This is a genomic window from Acinetobacter sp. WC-141, from assembly GCF_000313935.1.
GTDB lineage: Bacteria > Pseudomonadota > Gammaproteobacteria > Pseudomonadales > Moraxellaceae > Acinetobacter.
The window spans coordinates 95,924-115,117 of the sequence record NZ_AMSS01000001.1; the positions used below are offsets into that span (position 1 = coordinate 95,924).

A 19,194-nucleotide genomic window follows, 5' to 3' on the forward strand; every position below is an offset into this window, starting at 1 on the left:
CATTATTATGACTATGTTTTAACATAAAAAAGCGCTGAGGTAATCAGATTGATTGCCCAGCGCCTGAAATCGACAATTAAATTAAAATTTATTTAATAGTGAGAAAATTGTGAATTGTTGGTTAGAAATTCACGGTTTTCCTCTTCAATCATTTGACGAGCAACAAATAAGATAAGTTGGCGCAGCCAGCGATGAGCAGGGTGGTGATGTAACAAAGGACACCAAGCCATTTTAAGTTCGAACTCTGGAATATAAAAAGGAGGATCCTTTATAACCAGTTTAGGATTTTGTGTTTGTAGGCGTGCCATCCGTGTTGGTAGGGTGGCAATAAGGTCTACGTTTTGAGCAAGTAATGCTGGCATCTGGTAGTGGCGAGTAAATACAGAAATTTTACGACGCTGACCAATACGTTCTAATGCTTGATCAATCCAGCCTAAACCACCTTGTTTGTCGGGGTTTACGCCAAAACCTACACCCATACCTGTTTTAGAAACCCAAATATGTTGTGCATCTAAATAGCTTTTTAAATTTAAATGAGTTACAGCAGGGTGTTTGTCGTTAAGAATACAGCTAAAGCTATCACGCCACACTAAAACCTGATGGAAGCTTTGCGGTATTTCATTAAATCTATTAATTGCGAGATCAACTTTACCTTGTTCCATATCTCTATAAGAGACATCACTTGGTGTAAGAAAATCAAGAACAACGTTTGGAGCTTCGGAGCGTAGGGCTTTGACAAGGCGAGGGACTAAAGTTGCCTCGGCATAGTCAGATGTCATAATGCGGAAAACGCGATTACTTGTATAAGGGCGGAATTCGGTACGGGGTTCCAAAATCATGGAAAGATCAGCAAGTGCATCGCGAATACGAGGTTGTAATTCAAGTGCACGTTCTGTTGGGGTCATCCCTTCAGAAGAACGGATAAGAAGCGGGTCATTAAATAAATTACGTAAGCGACGTAAAATATTACTCATAGCAGGCTGAGTTACCCCAAGTTGTTCGGCTGCGCGTGTAACATTTTTTTCACGAAGAAGTACATCAAGATATATTAATAGATTAAGATCTACTCGCTCCAGATTCATAAAAAAAATACCGAAAATAAAACCCTAAAATTGTTTCAAATTATGCCATATTTAATGATCATTGTGTGAAAAAATGATGAGAAAAACAACATTTTTTGTTTGAATTAAGTAGGGGTAAAAAGTACTTGAAAGGCGCGATATTATTGTCTTTGCTTCGTTTTTAAGTATGGAGATGAGAAATCGTATATAGTTATATATAACTAATCATTTTCTAGCATGAAAATTGACTCTTTGCATTGGCAAAAATAGCCTAATTTACAATTGACTTTTAAAGTTAGAAATGGCTGGAAAAACTTCAAAAATTGTATAAAAATAAGACTTACTAAGTTTTTAGAATAAAACTCTATACTCCTTTAGGATAATTTTATTTTTATAAACAAAGTGTTAAGGTTTTTAGTTTTATCTATAATATCGATTTATTGGTATATTTTTTAAATAAATACTGAAGATTAATAAAGGATATTGGATTAATTGATTGGCTAAGTCTAAGCTGTGTTCATGAGGAAGCAGCTGGTGTCATAAGAAATTTAAGTACATGACTCTAGGCTTCAATCGATGAAATCCTAAAATGAATACAGGACAATATCATGACTACATATCAAACAGCGATTGATGCAGTACGTCAATTAAAAGCAAAATTCGGCAACACTTGGGCAGACATTAGCCCAGAAGATGCTGCTCGTATGCAACTTCAAAACCGTTTCAAAACTGGTTTGGATATTGCTAAGTATACAGCTGCGATTATGCGTCGTGATATGGCTGAATACGATGCTGACTCAAGCAAATATACTCAATCATTAGGTTGCTGGCATGGTTTCATCGCACAACAAAAAATGATTGCGAACAAAAAATATTTCGGTACTACAAGCAAACGTTATATCTACCTTTCTGGTTGGATGGTTGCGGCTCTTCGTTCAGAATTTGGTCCACTTCCTGACCAATCAATGCATGAAAAAACTTCTGTTCCTGCATTGATCGAAGAAATTTATACTTTCTTACGTCAAGCTGACGCAAAAGAATTAAACGATTTATTCCGTGCACTTAAAAAAGCACAAGAAGCTGGTGATACAGCTAAAGCAGCTGAAATTACTGCTCAAATCGATAACTTTGAAACTCACGTTGTGCCAATTATTGCTGACATCGATGCTGGTTTCGGTAACGAAGAAGCAACTTACTTACTTGCTAAGAAAATGATCGAAGCTGGTGCATGTGCGCTTCAAATCGAAAACCAAGTATCTGATGCGAAACAATGTGGTCACCAAGCAGGTAAAGTAACAGTTCCACACGAAGACTTCATCGCTAAGATCCATGCATTACGTTATGCATTCTTAGAAATGGGTGTTGATGAAGGTGTTATCGTTGCGCGTACTGACTCTGAAGGCGCTGACTTGACTCAAAAAATCCCAGTGGTTAAAGAGCCTGGCGACATCGCTTCTCAATACATCAGCTACTTAGATACTCAAGAAATTGACATTGCTGATGCTCAAGAAGATGAAATCTTAATCAAGCGTGATGGTAAATTACACCGTCCTAAGCGTTTACCTTCTGGCTTATATCAGTTCCGTCCTGACACTCAAATTGACCGTGTTGTACTTGACTGTGTATCTAGCCTTCAAAATGGTGCTGACCTTCTTTGGATCGAAACTGCGACTCCAAACGTAGAAGAAATCGCACACATGGTTAATCGTGTTAAAGAAGTTGTTCCAAATGCGAAGCTTGTTTATAACAACAGCCCATCATTCAACTGGACTTTAAACTTCCGTCAACAAGCTTACGACCGTTGGGTTGCTGAAGGTAAAGACGTATCGAATTATGACCGCGCTAAATTAATGAGCGCTGAATATGATAATACTGAATTAGCTGCTGATGCTGATGACAAGATCCGTACATTCCAAGCAGATGCTTCTCGTGAAGCGGGTGTGTTCCATCACTTGATCACACTTCCGACTTACCACACTGCAGCTCTTTCTACTCATGAGCTTGCACAAGGTTACTTCGGTTCTGAAGGTATGTTGGCTTATGTTGCTGGCGTACAACGTAAAGAAATCCGTGGTGGTATCGCTTGTGTGAAACACCAAGCAATGGCGGGTTCTGACATCGGTGATGATCACAAAGAGATCTTCTCTGGTGATAACGCTCTTAAAGCACATGATGATGCTAAAAATACAATGAACCAATTCGCAGCTCACTAAGAATTGATTTCAAAAGAAAACCCGCTCACATGAGCGGGTTTTTTTATTATGAAAAAATAATTATTTTTTCAATACATAATGCTCAGCTAAAGAGCCTTCAATTTTCTTACCTTCTGTATCTAAAGCAGTTGCCGTATTTTCACCAATAAAGAATTTACGGTTTTGAGATTTATCATCTAAGGTAATGACTGAAGTATTATCTTTGTCAAAAGTAAACGTACCATGAGTTTCAAATGGTTTTTTATCACCTTTGCCAAGGTAAGTTTCAGTCAATTCATAAGTTTTATCATCTTTTAACTCTAATTCAGTTTTGATACCTTCACAGTCTGCACATGGAAGAGTGCCTTTATATGTCCCGTCCCAATCTAATGAGTTTTCAGCCGTATGAGCAGTATCTACCGTGTTGTTATTTGCTTCAGTAGTTTGTGCTGGAGCAGAGGCTTGTGTTGTCGTGTCGGCTTTATTTTCATTTTTGCTACAAGCAACAAGAAGGGCACTTACAAGTGCAACTGATAATAATGTTTTTTTCATGATGATCTAAACCTCGGAAAATAAATAAAAAAGCAATAAACAGGCTATGAAATATGAGAGCTTAATAAAAGTTTAAGTATGTAATTTAATTTTAACAAAAGGTAAAGTGAGTAAGTTTTGAATAATTATTAAAAAGAAAATGAAAAAGAGGTATTCACTAAAAATATTTAATGAATACCTTATAAATTACGGTTGAGCAGAAACCCCACCTAAGGAGTCGCATGCTGATTTATAGAGTTGGTACTGTTGCTTTAAAACTTCATCCAATGGCATATCGAATAATTCTTCACCATTTTTATAGCTCTCTACGTATGAAGTTGCTTTTTCTTTGCTTACCGCTAGAGATTGCTGGTAATAAGAATTAATTGAGCTGGTTGCAAGCTGGCTTGTTTCGACATTTTTACATTCGAAATTATGCAGAATCTTTTCTGCACGTTTGACCTCGCTAGATTGGCCAAAAATACACCCGGTTAAAAAGACAAGTGGGGTTAACACGAAAAAAAGTTTCATGGAGAGCGAGTATGGAAGCAACGGTGGGCGCTATTGTATAAACAATTCCATAAGTTACTGTGGTTTTATGTTAGACATTGATGATTTTTTAGCTCATTAAAATCGAAAAATTGTATCTAATTTTGTCATTGGCCTTATTTTCATATTTGGTGCGTATTTTGCTTATAAGTTTAAGCACTTATTTTGAACATATGAACCAGAATGAATCAGGTACAAACGTTTTCAAAAAAATCTTTAGCACCATTTTGGTATGCACAACTAGAGCTCGGATTTTGTTTTGAAAATTCACGCACCATAATGAGTCACAGAAAGCATCATGGCCCTGTTAGGGTGCAAAAAATGCTCTGGCCTGAAAAAACAGGTGTATGCCATACCATTATTGTTCATCCACCTGCAGGAATTGCAGGAGGAGATCATCTTACTTTTGAAATTGAAACCAAAGATCAAGCTCATGCGGTTGTAACTACGCCTGGTGCAGGGAAATGGTACAAAACCAATGGCAAGCAAGCTTTTCAGCATATTCATTTGCATGTGAAAGATCAGTCTATTTTAGAGTGGGTTCCACAAGAAACGATGCTGTTTGATGGAGCTTTAGCGCATTCAGAAACTCATATTCATCTTGACCAAGCTGCAAGTTTTATTGGGTGGGATATGTTAGTACTAGGGCGGCAGGCACGTGCTGAGCGCTTTGTTCAGGGAAGTTATCACAACCAATTTAAATTGTGGCGAGAACATAAATTGTTAGTCGCCGATACATTGTATTTTGAAGGTGAAGATCGTTGGCTTAGTTCATGTTTAGGCATGAATAATCAAGCAGTAATGGGAAGTTTTTGGGCAGTCGCTCCTGAGAAATATCGTTCATCATTTTACTTAGAACAACAGCTAGAACTCATTCGGGAATTAATGATGCGTATGCAGGCGCCCGTCACTTTAACGCTATTAGATGATGTGGTTTCTGCCCGTTTCTTAGGAAATGATGTTCGACATTGCCATGATGCTTTTGCGGCTATAAGAGCAAGATTAAGGAATTATTGGTTTGATTTAGATGAGGAATTTCCAAGAATTTGGAAAACCTAAGTTACGTTAAATTGCGTATTTAAAAAACAGTTAAAACAAGTATGCTGCTTTTGAGCACGTATTTTGCTTAAAGAATATAAATGCAATTTAGGAAAGAGAAATGGAACTCAATCCAACAGAAAAAGATAAGTTACTCATTTTTACTGCAGGTTTAGTGGCTGAGCGTCGTAAAGCGCGTGGCTTGAAACTGAATTATCCAGAAGCTATTGCTTTTATTTCAGCTGCCTTACTTGAAGGTGCACGAGATGGTATGACAGTCAGTGACTTAATGCATTACGGGACAACTTTATTAAAGCGCGAAGATGTGATGGATGGTGTGCCAGAAATGATTGCTGAGGTTCAAGTCGAGGCAACTTTTCCAGATGGCTCGAAATTAGTCACTGTTCATCAGCCAATCGTATAAAAGGAGGACTTATGATCCCCGGTGAAATCATTACTCCAGATACAGACATTGAGCTGAATGTTGGACGGCAAACTTTAAAAGTTATAGTTGCCAATATCGGAGATCGGCCTATTCAGGTGGGTTCTCATTTTCATTTTTATGAAGCAAATGATGCATTACAGTTTGATCGTGAAATGGCGAAAGGCTTTCGATTGAATATTGCAGCTGGTACAGCAATTCGTTTTGAACCGGGTCAGACTCGGGAGGTTGAGCTTGTTGCTTTAGCGGGTAAGCGAGAAGTTTATGGTTTCGCAGGCCGCGTCATGGGCAAGTTGGATTAAACATAACAACGATAATGAAAGAGATGAGTAATAAGTTATGAAAATGTCACGTCGTGCATATGCTGAGATGTTTGGTCCAACAGTTGGTGATCGTATTCGTTTGGCTGATACAGAGCTCTTTATTGAAGTTGAGCAAGACTTAACGACTTATGGTGAAGAAGTTAAATTTGGCGGTGGAAAAGTTATTCGTGATGGAATGGGGCAGTCACAACTTTTAGCCGATGAAGTTGCTGACACGGTCATTACTAATGCTTTAATTATTGATTGGTGGGGAATTGTAAAAGCTGATGTGGGTTTAAAGAATGGTCGAATTTGGAAAATCGGAAAAGCTGGCAACCCTGATATTCAACCGGACATTACGATTCCTTTAGGCGCTGCAACCGAAGTGATTGCAGGTGAAGGACAAATTTTAACAGCAGGCGGTATTGATACCCACATTCACTGGATTTGTCCTCAACAAGTTGAAACGGCGTTAATGTCGGGGACAACAACCATGGTTGGTGGTGGCACAGGACCAGCAGCTGGGACCTCAGCAACGACAGTGACTCCAGGTCCTTGGCACATTGCGACCATGTTACAGGCGATTGACGATTTGCCTATGAATATTGGTTTATTAGGTAAAGGCAATTTAAGTTTACCAGACCCCATTCGAGAGCAAATTAAAGCTGGGGTAATTGGCTTAAAACTGCATGAAGACTGGGGCTCAACACCAGCAGCTATTGATAATTGCTTGAGCGTGGCAGATGAGTTTGATGTACAGGTCGCGATTCATACAGATACTTTAAATGAAGGGGGCTTTTTAGAAGAAACACTGGCAGCATTTAAAGATCGTACAATTCATACGTACCATACTGAAGGTGCGGGTGGTGGGCATGCACCTGACATTTTAAAAGCGATCGGGCAAAGTAATGTGTTGCCGTCTTCTACCAATCCAACGCGACCTTATACGATTAATACCATTGATGAGCATTTAGATATGCTCATGGTTTGCCATCATTTAGACCCAGCAATTGCTGAAGATATTGCTTTTGCAGAAAGTCGTATTCGCCGTGAAACCATTGCTGCCGAAGATATTTTGCAAGACTTAGGCGCGATTGCCATGATGTCATCGGACTCTCAGGCGATGGGCCGTGTGGGCGAAGTGATTTTACGTACTTGGCAAACTGCCCATAAAATGAAAATTCAACGTGGTCCTTTAGAGGGCGACAATGAATTTCATGATAACAATCGCGTTAAACGCTACATTGCCAAATATACAATTAACCCAGCCATTACCCATGGTTTAAGTCATGAAATTGGTTCAGTGGAGGTCGGAAAACTTGCTGATTTAGTGTTATGGAAGCCAGCCTTTTTTGGTGTGAAACCTTCTATGATTATTAAAGGTGGCATGATTGCAGCAGCTCCAATGGGTGATATTAATGCTTCAATTCCGACACCTCAACCCGTGCATTACCGTCCCATGTTTGGTGCCTATCCACGTGGTGTTCATAACACCTGCATTACCTTTTTATCTCAAGCAGCAATTGATGAAAAAGTTGCTGAAAAATTAAATCTTAAAAAGTTAATTAGCCCCTGTAAAAACACACGCTCAATTAGTAAAGCGGATATGAAGCACAACACATATTGTCCTGTCATGCAGGTTCATCCTGAGACTTACGAGGTGCGGGCTGATGGTGAGCTATTAACATGTGAACCTGCTGTTGTGTTACCCATGGCTCAGCGTTATTTCTTGTTTTGATAAGTTTTATTGAGATGATTTTGCTTCATGAATTTATACATATGAACTGAATAAAGGAGAGAAAAATTAAATGAAAATCTATACCCAACGTCTTGAACATATTTCTCCTGATCAGGCATTTGAAACGGTCGAATTGACTTTTGATACCCGCCAAAAATCAAGATTTCGAGCGACTTTAGCAAGTGGTGTGGATATTGGTGCCGATTTACCACGTACTGGCATTTTGCGTAGTGGTTCGTATATTGCAACTCAACAAGGTGATGTACTACGTGTAGACGCTAAGCCTGAACGTCTGATGCAAGTCAGTGCAGCAAGTGATTTTGATTTGCTTAAAGCGGCTTATCACTTAGGTAACAGACATGTGCCATTAATGTTGACACCTACAGCTTTATATTTTGAACCTGATCATGTGCTTGCAGAAATGGTAGAGGGACTGGGGCTTACAGTCTCAGAAACTGATCATCCGTTTGAACCTGAAAGCGGCGCCTATGCACAGCATAGTCATGACCACCGCTTAAGCCCAATCAAAGCTTTGCATCATGTCCATTCATAACGCAGCGCAATTACTTCAATTACTGACACTGTCTTCTACGGCATTGCCAGTTGGAGCATATTGTTATTCACAAGGTGTAGAAACAGCCATCGATATTGGCTTAATACACGATGAAACCTCAGCAATTGCTTATTTCGAAGAAGTACTGGAAATGTTGTTAGTACGGTTTGAGCTACCCGTATTGAAACGTCTCATGCAACATCATGATGACCAAGATCAGTTTTTGATTTGGGCAAATTTATATAAGGCTAGCCGAGAAAGTAAAGAGCTTTTAGCAGAATCGCAGCAGCTGGCATTTTCTTTAAATGCGTGGATTAGAGATGTTTTAAAAGAACCAGTTGAGGTGAAAAAGCAGTTTGGTTTTGTGCCTGTCTATGCACAGCTCTGTGGTCGACTTGGGCTTAAAGATGTTGATGTGCTCACAGCTTATACCTTTACCGTTTTAGAAAATCAGGTTTTGGCTGCGGTAAAAACGGTACCTTTAGGGCAAATGGCGGGACAAAGGATTTTATGGCACTTACATGGTCTAGTACCTCAAGCTGTGGAAAAAGCCTTGCAACTGGTTGATGAGCAATTGAGTAGTGCTTTACCTCGTTATGCCATGCTGAGTATGAAACACGAAACCCAATATTCACGGTTATTCAGATCTTAAGTTTAGGAAAGAAGGATAAAAAACATGACAGAACGTAGTCCATTACGAGTTGGAATTGGCGGACCGGTAGGTTCGGGTAAAACTGCGCTTACACTTAATTTATGTTTAGCCTTGCGTAATAAATACAACATGGCTGTGGTGACAAATGATATTTACACCAAAGAAGATTCAAACTTTTTAACCCGTAATGAAGCGATGTCGCCAGATCGTATTGTGGGTGTAGAAACAGGTGGTTGTCCGCATACAGCAATTCGTGAAGATGCTTCAATTAACTTGGCTGCAATTGATGATTTATGTGAAAAGTTTGATGGGTTGGAACTCATTATTATTGAAAGCGGTGGTGATAATTTAGCTGCAACATTTAGTCCGGAACTCTCAGATTTAACATTATATGTAATTGATGTTGCCGGCGGAGAAAAAATCCCTCGTAAAGGTGGCCCGGGCATTACCAAATCAGATTTACTGATTATTAATAAAACTGACCTTGCGCCTATGGTCGGTGCAAATCTTGATGTGATGGACCAAGATGCGAAACGCATGCGCGGAGAAAAGCCATTTTTGTTTTCAAATATGAAAACCCAAGATGGTCTTGAAGAAATTATTCAATTTATCGAGAAACAAGGGCTGTTTAAAGCTTAAGGAGTGAGATTATGGACTTCATGAAAAAGTGGGGCATAGGGCTCCTTGCATTATTACCTACACTCGTAATGGCACACCCAGGACACGACCATGAACATTCGGGTTTTATGGCGGGCTTTATTCATCCGTTTACCGGATTAGATCATTTAGTGATGGCTTTGGCTTTCGGTGTTTTACTTTGGTCGGCAGCGAAGCAATGGAAGATTGCGGGTGTAGTGACTTTAAGCATTACTTTAATTGTAGGCTTTTTAATCGGTGCTCAAGGTTTAGTACCTGCAAATGTCGCTGAATATGGGATTGTTGCTTCTTTAGTGGTTACAGCAATTGCACTATGGACAAAATCAAATCGGATTTTACCTATCGCTGCGGCATTACTTGCAAGCTTTCATGGTATAGCGCATGGTGTTGAATTAGCACACGCAGGTCATGTCGTAGCATTAGTAGCAGGTATGGTTACAGCTATGGCTTTAATTTATGTCGGTGGATTAGCATTAGGCGCTGCACTTACACGATATGTGCCATATGGCAAAAAAATTGTAGGTGCTTGCGCGGCTATTGTTGCAGTGATTGGTTTAAGTTAGTCATCACTCCGAAAGTAAAAGGTAGCTTTAGGCTACCTTTTTTAATCAGTGACTTTCTGATAAAGCCCCGCATGAACTGTACCAGCTTTCGTTGTTTTAACTTGTTGCCATGTTGATGGAAGGTGAAGCTGAGATAAATCTCGGTCAGCTTCAACATAAATATATCCATTCTTTTTAATATGTGGTTCTGCCAAGGTCGAGAGTTCTTGCCATAAATCTAGACTATAAGGTGGGTCTAAAAATACAACATCGAACTGTTCTTTTAAACGGGGTAAAGCTTGTTGAGCAGTCGCATTGATTAAATGACAATTTGGGGCTTTTAATAGCTCAACATTATCTTTTAAAAAACGTGCCTGAGTTTTGTCTGGTTCAATCATATAAACTGATGCAGCGCCACGTGACAATGCTTCAAAACCTAATGCGCCAGAGCCTGTGCAGACATCAAGGACATAAGCATTTTGAATATCCCACATGAGCCAGTTAAACAAAGTTTCACGTACTCTGTCTGGCGTTGGGCGTAAACCATCAATGCTAGCGAAGGGAAGTACTCGTCTTTTCCATTCGCCGCCAATAATACGTAATTGATTTTTCATTATTCATCGACCTCATTGGTTGCAGGACGAGCGGGTAGAGTCTGTGGTGTTGAGGCTGCAGTTGAAGTAGCTGATGCTGGAGTAGAGGTAGCAGCTTCGCCGCCGCTTGATAGTTCACCCGGCTTAATTCCGGCGGTCATCAGCCCACCATTAACTTGATGGTTTGCTGGTCGGACTGGGTTCTTCTTACGAGTTAATAACCAATAATCAAAAATAGGTCTTGCAAGTTGAGCAGCAGAACCACCATGACGACCATTTTCCCAAATCACGGCAATCGCAATTTCTGGTTTGTCTGCTGGCGCAAAACCAACAAATAAACCATGGTCAAGTTGGCGTTCGCTCAGCGCTGATTCATTATAACGTTTACCCTGTGCAATACTCTTAACCTGTGCAGTTCCTGTTTTTCCTGCAATTTGATATAGCGGTGTACGAATGCCTCGGCCAGTACCTGATTGAATTACGTCAATCATGGCATCGCGCATTTGAACCCAGTCTTCATCTGTTCCATTGAAGTTAATTTTGCCATCAGGTGCATTACGTACGGTAAATGGCTTTGCACCGTGAGTTGAACGTAAAACATGAGGGGTGACATGAGAACCATGATTGGCTGTAATTGCAGTTGCCATAGCAAGTTGTAAAGGTGTAGCTGTAAACGCACCTTGACCAATACTCACAGAAATAGTTTCGCCCTTCATCCATTTGGCTTTGCGAGTACGCATTTTCCATTCAGGATTTGGATAAAGACCTTCGCTTTCACTTGGTAAGTCGACACCTGTTTTTTGACCGAACCCAAATTGACGCATCCATTGGTTCATCTGATCAATACCCATTTGATGGGCAAGAATATAAAAATAGGTGTCACATGACATAATGATAGCTTTATGCATGTTTACGATGCCATGACCGGTTTTTTTCCAGTCGCGGAACTTATGAGAATCGCCGGGTAAGTGGAAATAGCCTGGGTCAGAAATTGCTGTTGACCAGTTTACAATACCGTAGTGTAAACCACCCATCGCTTCCATTGGTTTAATGGTAGAACCTGGTGGATATGCACCTTGTACCGCACGGTTATAAAGCGGTTGATCTAAACTATCACGTAAAGAACTATAATCTTTATGGTTAATACCAGTCACAAACAAATTTGGGTTGAAACTTGGACTAGATACTAACGCCAGAATTTCGCCAGTACGAGGGTCGATAGCGACAATGGCACCACGACGTCCTGCGAGCTGTTGAGAGGCAACAACTTGCAAGCCATAATCTAAAGATAAATAGAGGTCATTGCCGCGAGTAGGGTCTTTGCGGCCTAAATGGCGCAATATATTACTGTGGGCATCTGCTTCAACAGACTCATAACCTGGTGTTCCATGAAGTAGATCTTCATAACTTTTTTCTACGCCAATTTTACCGATCAGGTTGGTGCCAGCATATAAATCTTTATCAATGCTTTTTAATTCTTTATCGTTAATACGCCCAACATAACCAATCACATGAGCAAATAACTCACCATGTGGGTAGTAACGGGTCATTTGTGTTTCGATTCTTACGCCAGGAAATTTATATTTGGCTTCACTAAACTTGGCAATATTGGCTTCAGTTAGATTAAGTTTAATCGCGACACGTTCAGTTTTTCGAGCAGTTTTTATACGACTTTTGAAACGGTCAATATCTTCTTGTGTTAGATCTAAAATAGGTTGCAGCTGCTCAACCACATGGTCGGCATCTTCTACATCTGTTTTACTTAAAGTTGCTGTAAAAACAGGATAATTATCTGCAAGCAATACACCATTTCGGTCATAGATATAACCACGAGCAGGAGGAAGTGGCTGCAAGCGAATCCGGTTTTTGTCAGATGCAGTAGAAAATTCGTCGTAGTGAAAAATTTGCAGATAAGCGTATCGGCTAATCAGCACTAATAAGCAAACGATCACAAGACCTACGGCAAAAAAGATTCGTCCCCGATAAATGCGCTTTTCTTGCTGGATATCTTTTAAAGGAAAGTGCTGCTTCATAGGGATCGACTTAATGACATTGGGTAGAAAAATAGCTGCTTATTCTAACGCAAGAGCGCTTAAAATATTGCATAATTTTCAAAGTTTCAGTGGATTTCAATAAGATACTTTTTGACTTTGCAGACAACAAAATTGTAGATACTTGTATATAAGAAGCAAAATAATTCTGTTAAAGTCTCTCATTCAATAGAATAGGGTTGTTCTCACCATACGATTAGGGAAAATGGAGAAAATAATGAGAAAAATTTATCCCTTACTTGCAGTTTTGACGGTAAGTAGTTGGGCTCATGCTCAAGACTATTCGTTTCTTCCAGAAGCAAAATTAGCAGGACATACGGCATCTACGTGGAACGTGGGTGCTGGTTTTACACAAAAACTATTACATCTAAACGGCGAATGGGTAAACCCTTATGGTATTGCCTATGCAAAAGCCGGTGCATTTTTGAATGGTGATAAAACAGCAGGTGGGCAAGTCGGATTCCGATATCCTTATTATCTTACTGGCACAGATAAAAATGGTTACTATATTGGTTTCTATGCTGGGCATCTCGATAGTAAAGAAGTAGATGGTGATTATAAATCCCGTTTAGGCGCAGGTGTCGATTTGGCCTATGTATTGTTGAATTCAGAAAGAATTAGTACTTTTAGTGTGGGTATTGGTGCTGCCGAAAAGTTAACTGACCAAAATGGAAATGTTGCGGCGGATACTAAACCACAAATTCAATTTTCTTATTCTCTAAGTTTTGGTTTATAAAACAAAGCAGTTTATCGTTAACTCGCCATAAGCAGAGCACAAATAAATACGAGAGTCTTACATGTTAGAGTACGTCAGCGGATTGTGGCAGACCTTTTTACACAGACCTGATTTTTGGGCCGTTTTAAGTATCATTCCAGTTACTGCCTTTGTTACATGGGCACACGTGTGGATGGCTTTAAAAATGGTGTTTTACCCAATCAAATTTTGGGGATTCCACTTAGGTCCACTACCAGTCGGTTGGCAAGGTATTGTGCCACGTAAAGCTGGACGTATCTCGGGCATTATTACCGACAATACTTTATCTAAGTTAGGTTCATTGCGTGAATTTTTAGAAGCAATGGATCCTGAAGATATGGCACGCATTATTGGTGAGCAGGTTGGGTTTGAACTTGAACATCTGATTGATGAAGTCATGATCGATCGTAATGCTGTACTTTGGGAAAACTTACCTTATTCAATTAAACGCCGTATTTATGCACAGGCGCATAAACAATTACCAGGTGTATTAAGAGAATTAGTGACTGAGCTGACCATGAACGTCGAGTCACTGGTTAATATGCGTGAAATGGTGGTGAGCCAGATGGAAGGTGACCGCCGTTTAATGGTACGCATGTTCTTAAAAGTTGGACAAAAAGAAATCAACTTTATTTGGCATATTAGTGCTTTAATTGGAATGTTCTTTGGTATTTTCCAAATGATTGTTTGGTTTGTTGTACCTTGGCACTGGACAGTCCCGTTTTGGGCTTCAATTTGGGGCTTTTTAACCAACTGGATTGCAATCTGGATGGTATTTAATCCAATTGAACCACATTATATTCGTTACCCACAGATTTTTAGACTAACAAAAGATCGTAAGTTTCCTTGGATTGTGCCAGTTCTTCGAATTGGGACCTATAATTTCCAAGGTGCTTTCATGAAGCGTCAAGAAGAAGTCTCTGACGTGTTTTCAAGCGTAGTAACAGAAGATCTAATTACGTTAAAATCGATTATGACCGAAATGATGTACGGGCCGCGTAAAGATAAAACTCGCCGCATTGTGAAGCGTCATATTAACGAAATTATGGAAACACCGTTAGTTCGTACATCTTTACAGCTTTCTTTAGGGCCAAGAGAGTATGCAAGATTAAAGACGGACTTGATTGATCGTTCAATTGAAATTACGATGGGACCCGTATGTGACCCAGCGCTGAACGCAAGCCGGGCACAGAAGATTTTTCAAATGTTTAAAGAGCGTATTCGCGAACTGACACCAAAAGAGTTTCAGAATCTATTGCGTCCTGCATTTCAGGAGGATGAGTGGATTCTTATTGTACTAGGTGGGGTAACCGGATTTATTGCTGGTACAATACATTTGTTTGTGGCTTTCTTATAATTCGACGTCGGGCAGGATCTATTGAAGATTAACGAGACTTTTTCTGCCGGACTTCATATTCATTGTTTTAAATGAGGATGTTTTTTATGCGCATTATTTTACTCGGACCACCTGGAGCAGGCAAAGGGACTCAGGCTCAGTTGATCTGTAAGCGCTACAATGTCCCACAAATTTCAACCGGTGATATGCTCCGTGCTGCAATTCGTGAAGGTACTGAATTAGGTCTAAAAGCTAAAAGCGTAATGGAATCTGGTGGTTTGGTTTCAGATGAACTTATTATCGGTTTAGTAAAAGAACGTATTGCTCAGCCTGACTGTGTAAATGGCTGCATTTTCGATGGTTTCCCACGTACTATTCCACAAGCTGAAGCTTTGGAAAAAGAAGGGATTAACATTGATCACGTGATTGAAATTGATGTTCCTGACGAAGAAATCGTACAACGTCTTTCTGGTCGTCGTCAGCATCCAGCTTCTGGCCGTGTTTATCATACAGTTTACAATCCACCTAAAGTGGAAGGTAAAGATGATGAAACTGGTGAAGATCTTGTTCAACGTCCAGATGACCAAGAAGAAACAATCCGTAAACGTTTAGCGTCTTATCATACAGAAACTGAGCAATTGGTTGGATTCTATCAAAGCCGTGCTGCATCTGGTGAGAATGCACCAACTTATGACAAGCTTGATGGCTTGCGTACAATTGAAGATGTACAAAAAGATTTGTTCAACATCTTAGACAAATAATTTAATATTGTTTGTGATAATGAGCCCTCTTTGTGAGGGCTCTTTTCTTTCATTCAGTGCAGGAGAACAATATGAAAATCATATTGATTTTGGTGGTATTGCTAAGTCTGGCACTCGTCTTATTTTTGGGTTATCAGAGCTATAAAATGCTGAGACAGGTACAAAAACAAGCAAAAGAAGAGCGTAACGAGAAAAAACGTCTAAAGTAAGTTCGATTGGGTATGTTATCTATACCCAACCCTATTTTTAAGCTTCAATATTTTTAATAGCAATTTGTTTTTGTGCACCAAATTCAAAGCGATCAGGCCAGTTGCAAACATCTGCAACTACACATTCAGCACATTTCGGTTTACGAGCGATACAACAATAACGGCCGTGTAAGATGAGCCAGTGGTGTGCATCTATAATAAATTCTTTAGGAATAACCTTTACTAAACGGTGCTCAACTTCAAGTACATTTTTCCCCACAGCTAAGCCAGTTCGATTTCCCACTCGGAAAATATGGGTATCGACAGCCATCGTAGGCTGTCCAAAAGCTGTATTTAAAACAACATTGGCCGTTTTACGCCCGACACCCGGTAAAGCTTCTAAGTCTTTTCTGTTGCTTGGAACTTCGCCGTTAAATTGTTCCATTAAAATCTTACAGGTCTTAATGACATTTTCAGCTTTAGCGTTGTAAAGCCCAATAGTTTTAATATATTCCTTTAACCCATCTACGCCTAAGTTATAGATTTTCTCAGCAGTGTTGGCCACAGGGTAGAGTTTATCAGTTGCCTTATTTACACTTACGTCCGTGGCTTGAGCGGATAACATAACTGCAATAAGTAACTCAAAAGAAGATGAGTATTTTAACTCGGTTTGAGGCGAAGGCCGTTGTTCGCGAAGGCGTTCAAAGAAAATTTGAATCTGCTTTTTCGTCATATTTTTGACAGCCATTCAGACCTCCTGTAATTGCATGAGTTGCTGTTGTAGTTCTTCGAGTTGAAGACGTTTTTTAGCATCTTCACGTACACTTAACTGTTTTTCCAGTTTCTTAATTTGTGTACGAATTTTAGCTAACTCAATTGTAGTTTTAGCATCAGTTGGCACAGTCTCTTTAGGTTTCTCAATGAGCTGGATAGAAGGTAATTCATCAAGTGCCTGAGAAAACTGCGCAAACAGTTGAGTATCAATTTCAGCACGTACCACCGGACCTTTTCGGTGACTGCGACGCTTTTCTTCACGCTGAATGTGAGCGTAATAGCGTTGTCTTAAATCATTTTGTTCGGCGATGCGTTGTTGTTCATTTGGTAAAGCTTGTGTGTCTTCAACCAAATCAATGCAATCTACTGGGCAAGGTGGAATGCATAACTCACAACCCGTACATAAGTCGGTCAAGATGGTATGCATGAGCTTACCACTGCCAATAATAGCATCTACAGGACAAGCACTAATACATTTGGTGCAACCAATACATTCATCTTCACGAATAATCGCTTTCATTCGCTGTGGGCGACCATCTGTTTGAATAGGCCATACGCTACTTTCAGCAGTTAATGGAGAGCGATTGAGTAGTTTTGCGAGTGCATCAGCAACAGGTTGTCCACCTGGAATACATTTATTTGCTTCTTCACCTTCAGCAATCGACTTTGCGTAGGGTAGACATCCATCACGATGTCCACATAGACCACATTGAGTTTGTGGTAATAACGCATCAATCTCGCGTATGAGAGAAATAGATGAATTCATAGGGGGCAAATAGCTTGGTTAAAACGATGCGATAATGAAGAAAAAGCTAAGTAAGGTCAATGGATTTTAACGAATTTATCGGGTTTTTAATTGACCTAAAATGTAGCCAATATTGCACAATAATAGATCAATAAAAATGAAAAGTTAAATTACTATTTCTTATTTTTAAGTAGTTTTTCTAAAAATAAGTTTTTGATAATTAAGGTGAATAAAATAATTTAAAATAACTATTGTTAAAATTGATGGAAAGAGATTTAATATTTTGCTGCTAAATGATGCATTTAATAATGTATTGCACCAATTTAATTCATTACTATGCTGAGGACCGTGCATTGAAATATAACAATCTGAATGAATTCCTGAATTACGTGCAAGCGCGTGATCCGCATCAACCTGAATTTTTGCAAGCTGTCGAAGAAGTCATGACGAGTTTGTGGCCATTTATTGAAAAAAATCCGGAATATGCAGAGCAGGGTTTGTTAGAACGCTTAGTTGAACCTGAGCGTGTGATTCAATTTCGTGTTTCATGGATGGATGATCAAGGTCAGACTCAAGTTAATCGAGCTTTCCGTGTTCAATACAATTCAGCAATTGGTCCCTTCAAAGGTGGAATGCGTTTCCATCCATCGGTCAATCTATCAATTTTAAAATTTTTAGGTTTTGAGCAGACTTTTAAAAACTCACTTACCACATTGCCTATGGGGGGCGGGAAAGGTGGTTCAGATTTCGATCCTAAAGGTAAATCTGATGCTGAAATTATGCGATTCTGTCAGGCACTCATGATTGAGCTGTACCGTCATTTGGGACCAAATACGGATATTCCTGCGGGTGATATTGGCGTGGGTGCACGTGAAGTTGGTTATATGGCAGGCATGATGAAAAAGCTGAGTAATGACACCGCTTGTGTCTTTACCGGTAAAGGAATTTCATTTGGTGGTAGCTTAATGCGTCCTGAAGCTACTGGTTATGGTACGGTTTACTTTGCAGAAGAAATGCTAAAAGCGCGTGGACAGTCTTTCTCAGGTAAAACAGTCTCTGTGTCAGGTTCAGGTAATGTTGCGCAATATGCGGCAGAGAAGGCGATGTTCTTAGGGGCAAAAGTTGTTACTTTGTCTGACTCTAATGGAACAGTTTATGTGAAAAATGGTTTTACAGATGAATTACTTGCTGAAGTAATGGAACTGAAAAACGTTAAACGTGGTCGTATTTCCGAGTTTGCTTCTAAACATGGTTTTGAATATTTTGAAGGAAAAACACCTTGGCATATTCCTGTTGATATCGCTTTACCATGTGCTACGCAAAATGAATTAACAGGTGAAGATGCTAAAACGCTTATTGCGAATGGTGTAATTTGTGTGGCTGAAGGCGCTAATATGCCATCTACACTTGAAGCAGTTGAACACTTTATCGAAGCTAAAATTTTGTATGCGCCAGGAAAAGCCTCTAATGCGGGTGGTGTAGCAACGTCTGGTTTAGAAATGTCTCAAAATGCAATTCGTTTAAGCTGGACACATGCTGAGGTTGATGAGCGTTTACATGCAATTATGAAAGACATTCATGCCAATTGTGTAAGATACGGTACAAAAGAAGACGGTACTGTTAACTATGTTGATGGTGCCAATATTGCAGGTTTTGTAAAAGTTGCCGATGCAATGCTTGCTCAAGGCATTTTCTAAAAATAGAAATAAAAAAATCCGATGCATAAGCATCGGAT

The 19,194-nt window shown here is 39.7% G+C and carries 21 protein-coding genes; 14 read left to right on the plus strand and 7 right to left on the minus strand.

The window, feature by feature from the left end:
• Positions 1-92 precede the first annotated feature (92 nt).
• Positions 93-1,082: a LysR family transcriptional regulator gene (locus tag ACINWC141_RS00430; protein WP_003653025.1), complete on the minus strand. Its 990-nt coding sequence runs from the start codon at positions 1,080-1,082 to the stop codon at positions 93-95.
• 587 nt (positions 1,083-1,669) lie between these two features.
• Between ACINWC141_RS00430 and ACINWC141_RS00435 the strand changes: the two genes are divergently transcribed.
• Entirely contained in the window at positions 1,670-3,274 is a 1,605-nt protein-coding gene (locus ACINWC141_RS00435) for an isocitrate lyase (protein WP_009386610.1), read from the plus strand.
• 60 nt (positions 3,275-3,334) lie between these two features.
• On the opposite strand, the gene ACINWC141_RS00440 is transcribed toward ACINWC141_RS00435, so the two are convergent.
• Both ACINWC141_RS00440 and ACINWC141_RS00445 read right to left on the minus strand, forming a co-directional pair.
• Positions 3,335-3,805 carry a copper resistance protein NlpE gene (locus ACINWC141_RS00440; protein WP_009386611.1) on the minus strand — a complete coding sequence of 157 codons (471 nt, stop codon included), beginning with the start codon at positions 3,803-3,805 and terminating at the stop codon, positions 3,335-3,337.
• 186 nt (positions 3,806-3,991) lie between these two features.
• Entirely contained in the window at positions 3,992-4,315 is a 324-nt protein-coding gene (locus ACINWC141_RS00445; RefSeq protein WP_005042208.1) for a hypothetical protein, read from the minus strand.
• Positions 4,316-4,516: 201 nt separating this feature from the next.
• Here ACINWC141_RS00445 and ACINWC141_RS00450 point away from each other — a divergent pair, with 201 nt between their 5' ends.
• The 8 genes from ACINWC141_RS00450 to ACINWC141_RS00485 all read left to right on the plus strand — a co-directional run bounded on the left by ACINWC141_RS00450 (position 4,517) and on the right by ACINWC141_RS00485 (position 10,278).
• The gene (locus ACINWC141_RS00450) at positions 4,517-5,392 is read left to right on the plus strand and encodes an urease accessory protein UreD (RefSeq protein ID WP_034676969.1); all 876 of its coding nucleotides are present in this window, start codon (positions 4,517-4,519) and stop codon (positions 5,390-5,392) included.
• Between the two features lie 100 nt (positions 5,393-5,492).
• Positions 5,493-5,795: an urease subunit gamma gene (gene ureA, locus ACINWC141_RS00455; RefSeq protein ID WP_002117495.1), complete on the plus strand. Its 303-nt coding sequence runs from the start codon at positions 5,493-5,495 to the stop codon at positions 5,793-5,795.
• Positions 5,796-5,806: 11 nt separating this feature from the next.
• Entirely contained in the window at positions 5,807-6,115 is a 309-nt protein-coding gene (locus tag ACINWC141_RS00460) for an urease subunit beta (protein WP_009386568.1), read from the plus strand.
• Positions 6,116-6,152: 37 nt separating this feature from the next.
• Entirely contained in the window at positions 6,153-7,853 is a 1,701-nt protein-coding gene (gene ureC, locus ACINWC141_RS00465; protein WP_009386576.1) for an urease subunit alpha, read from the plus strand.
• Between the two features lie 70 nt (positions 7,854-7,923).
• On the plus strand, positions 7,924-8,406 hold the full coding sequence (gene ureE, locus ACINWC141_RS00470) for an urease accessory protein UreE (protein ID WP_009386594.1): 483 nt from the start codon (positions 7,924-7,926) through the stop codon (positions 8,404-8,406).
• Positions 8,393-9,058 (plus strand): urease accessory protein UreF, encoded by a 666-nt coding sequence (locus ACINWC141_RS00475; protein WP_009386592.1) that lies wholly within the window; start codon positions 8,393-8,395, stop codon positions 9,056-9,058. The genes ureE and ACINWC141_RS00475 overlap by 14 nt, the downstream gene beginning before the upstream one ends.
• Before the next feature lie 24 nt (positions 9,059-9,082).
• Positions 9,083-9,697 carry an urease accessory protein UreG gene (gene ureG, locus ACINWC141_RS00480; RefSeq protein WP_009386333.1) on the plus strand — a complete coding sequence of 205 codons (615 nt, stop codon included), beginning with the start codon at positions 9,083-9,085 and terminating at the stop codon, positions 9,695-9,697.
• Between the two features lie 11 nt (positions 9,698-9,708).
• Positions 9,709-10,278, plus strand: a complete 570-nt coding sequence (locus ACINWC141_RS00485; RefSeq protein ID WP_009386328.1) for a HupE/UreJ family protein — start codon at positions 9,709-9,711, stop codon at positions 10,276-10,278.
• Positions 10,279-10,319: 41 nt separating this feature from the next.
• Here the strand turns inward: ACINWC141_RS00485 and rsmD are convergent, their stop codons facing one another.
• Both rsmD and mrdA read right to left on the minus strand, forming a co-directional pair.
• Positions 10,320-10,871 carry a 16S rRNA (guanine(966)-N(2))-methyltransferase RsmD gene (gene rsmD / locus ACINWC141_RS00490; RefSeq protein WP_009386589.1) on the minus strand — a complete coding sequence of 184 codons (552 nt, stop codon included), beginning with the start codon at positions 10,869-10,871 and terminating at the stop codon, positions 10,320-10,322.
• The gene (gene mrdA, locus ACINWC141_RS00495; protein ID WP_009386564.1) at positions 10,871-12,883 is read right to left on the minus strand and encodes a penicillin-binding protein 2; all 2,013 of its coding nucleotides are present in this window, start codon (positions 12,881-12,883) and stop codon (positions 10,871-10,873) included. The genes rsmD and mrdA overlap by 1 nt, the downstream gene beginning before the upstream one ends.
• Before the next feature lie 235 nt (positions 12,884-13,118).
• On the opposite strand from mrdA, the gene ACINWC141_RS00500 reads away from it, so the two are divergent.
• From ACINWC141_RS00500 to ACINWC141_RS20640, 4 genes are all read left to right on the plus strand, one after another.
• The gene (locus ACINWC141_RS00500) at positions 13,119-13,637 is read left to right on the plus strand and encodes a hypothetical protein (RefSeq protein WP_009386607.1); all 519 of its coding nucleotides are present in this window, start codon (positions 13,119-13,121) and stop codon (positions 13,635-13,637) included.
• Positions 13,638-13,698: 61 nt separating this feature from the next.
• Positions 13,699-15,012, plus strand: coding sequence for a DUF445 domain-containing protein (locus tag ACINWC141_RS00505; RefSeq protein ID WP_004793941.1), 1,314 nt, complete (start codon positions 13,699-13,701; stop codon positions 15,010-15,012).
• Positions 15,013-15,098: 86 nt separating this feature from the next.
• Positions 15,099-15,752 (plus strand): adenylate kinase, encoded by a 654-nt coding sequence (gene adk / locus ACINWC141_RS00510; RefSeq protein ID WP_005303386.1) that lies wholly within the window; start codon positions 15,099-15,101, stop codon positions 15,750-15,752.
• 71 nt (positions 15,753-15,823) lie between these two features.
• Positions 15,824-15,961 carry a hypothetical protein gene (locus ACINWC141_RS20640; RefSeq protein WP_009386495.1) on the plus strand — a complete coding sequence of 46 codons (138 nt, stop codon included), beginning with the start codon at positions 15,824-15,826 and terminating at the stop codon, positions 15,959-15,961.
• 37 nt (positions 15,962-15,998) lie between these two features.
• On the opposite strand, the gene nth is transcribed toward ACINWC141_RS20640, so the two are convergent.
• Both nth and ACINWC141_RS00520 read right to left on the minus strand, forming a co-directional pair.
• Entirely contained in the window at positions 15,999-16,688 is a 690-nt protein-coding gene (gene nth, locus ACINWC141_RS00515) for an endonuclease III (RefSeq protein ID WP_009386547.1), read from the minus strand.
• Positions 16,689-17,480: an RnfABCDGE type electron transport complex subunit B gene (locus ACINWC141_RS00520; RefSeq protein WP_009386616.1), complete on the minus strand. Its 792-nt coding sequence runs from the start codon at positions 17,478-17,480 to the stop codon at positions 16,689-16,691.
• A gap of 272 nt (positions 17,481-17,752) precedes the next feature.
• On the opposite strand from ACINWC141_RS00520, the gene gdhA reads away from it, so the two are divergent.
• Positions 17,753-19,156, plus strand: coding sequence for an NADP-specific glutamate dehydrogenase (gene gdhA / locus ACINWC141_RS00525; RefSeq protein ID WP_081399961.1), 1,404 nt, complete (start codon positions 17,753-17,755; stop codon positions 19,154-19,156).
• Positions 19,157-19,194: the final 38 nt, after the last annotated feature.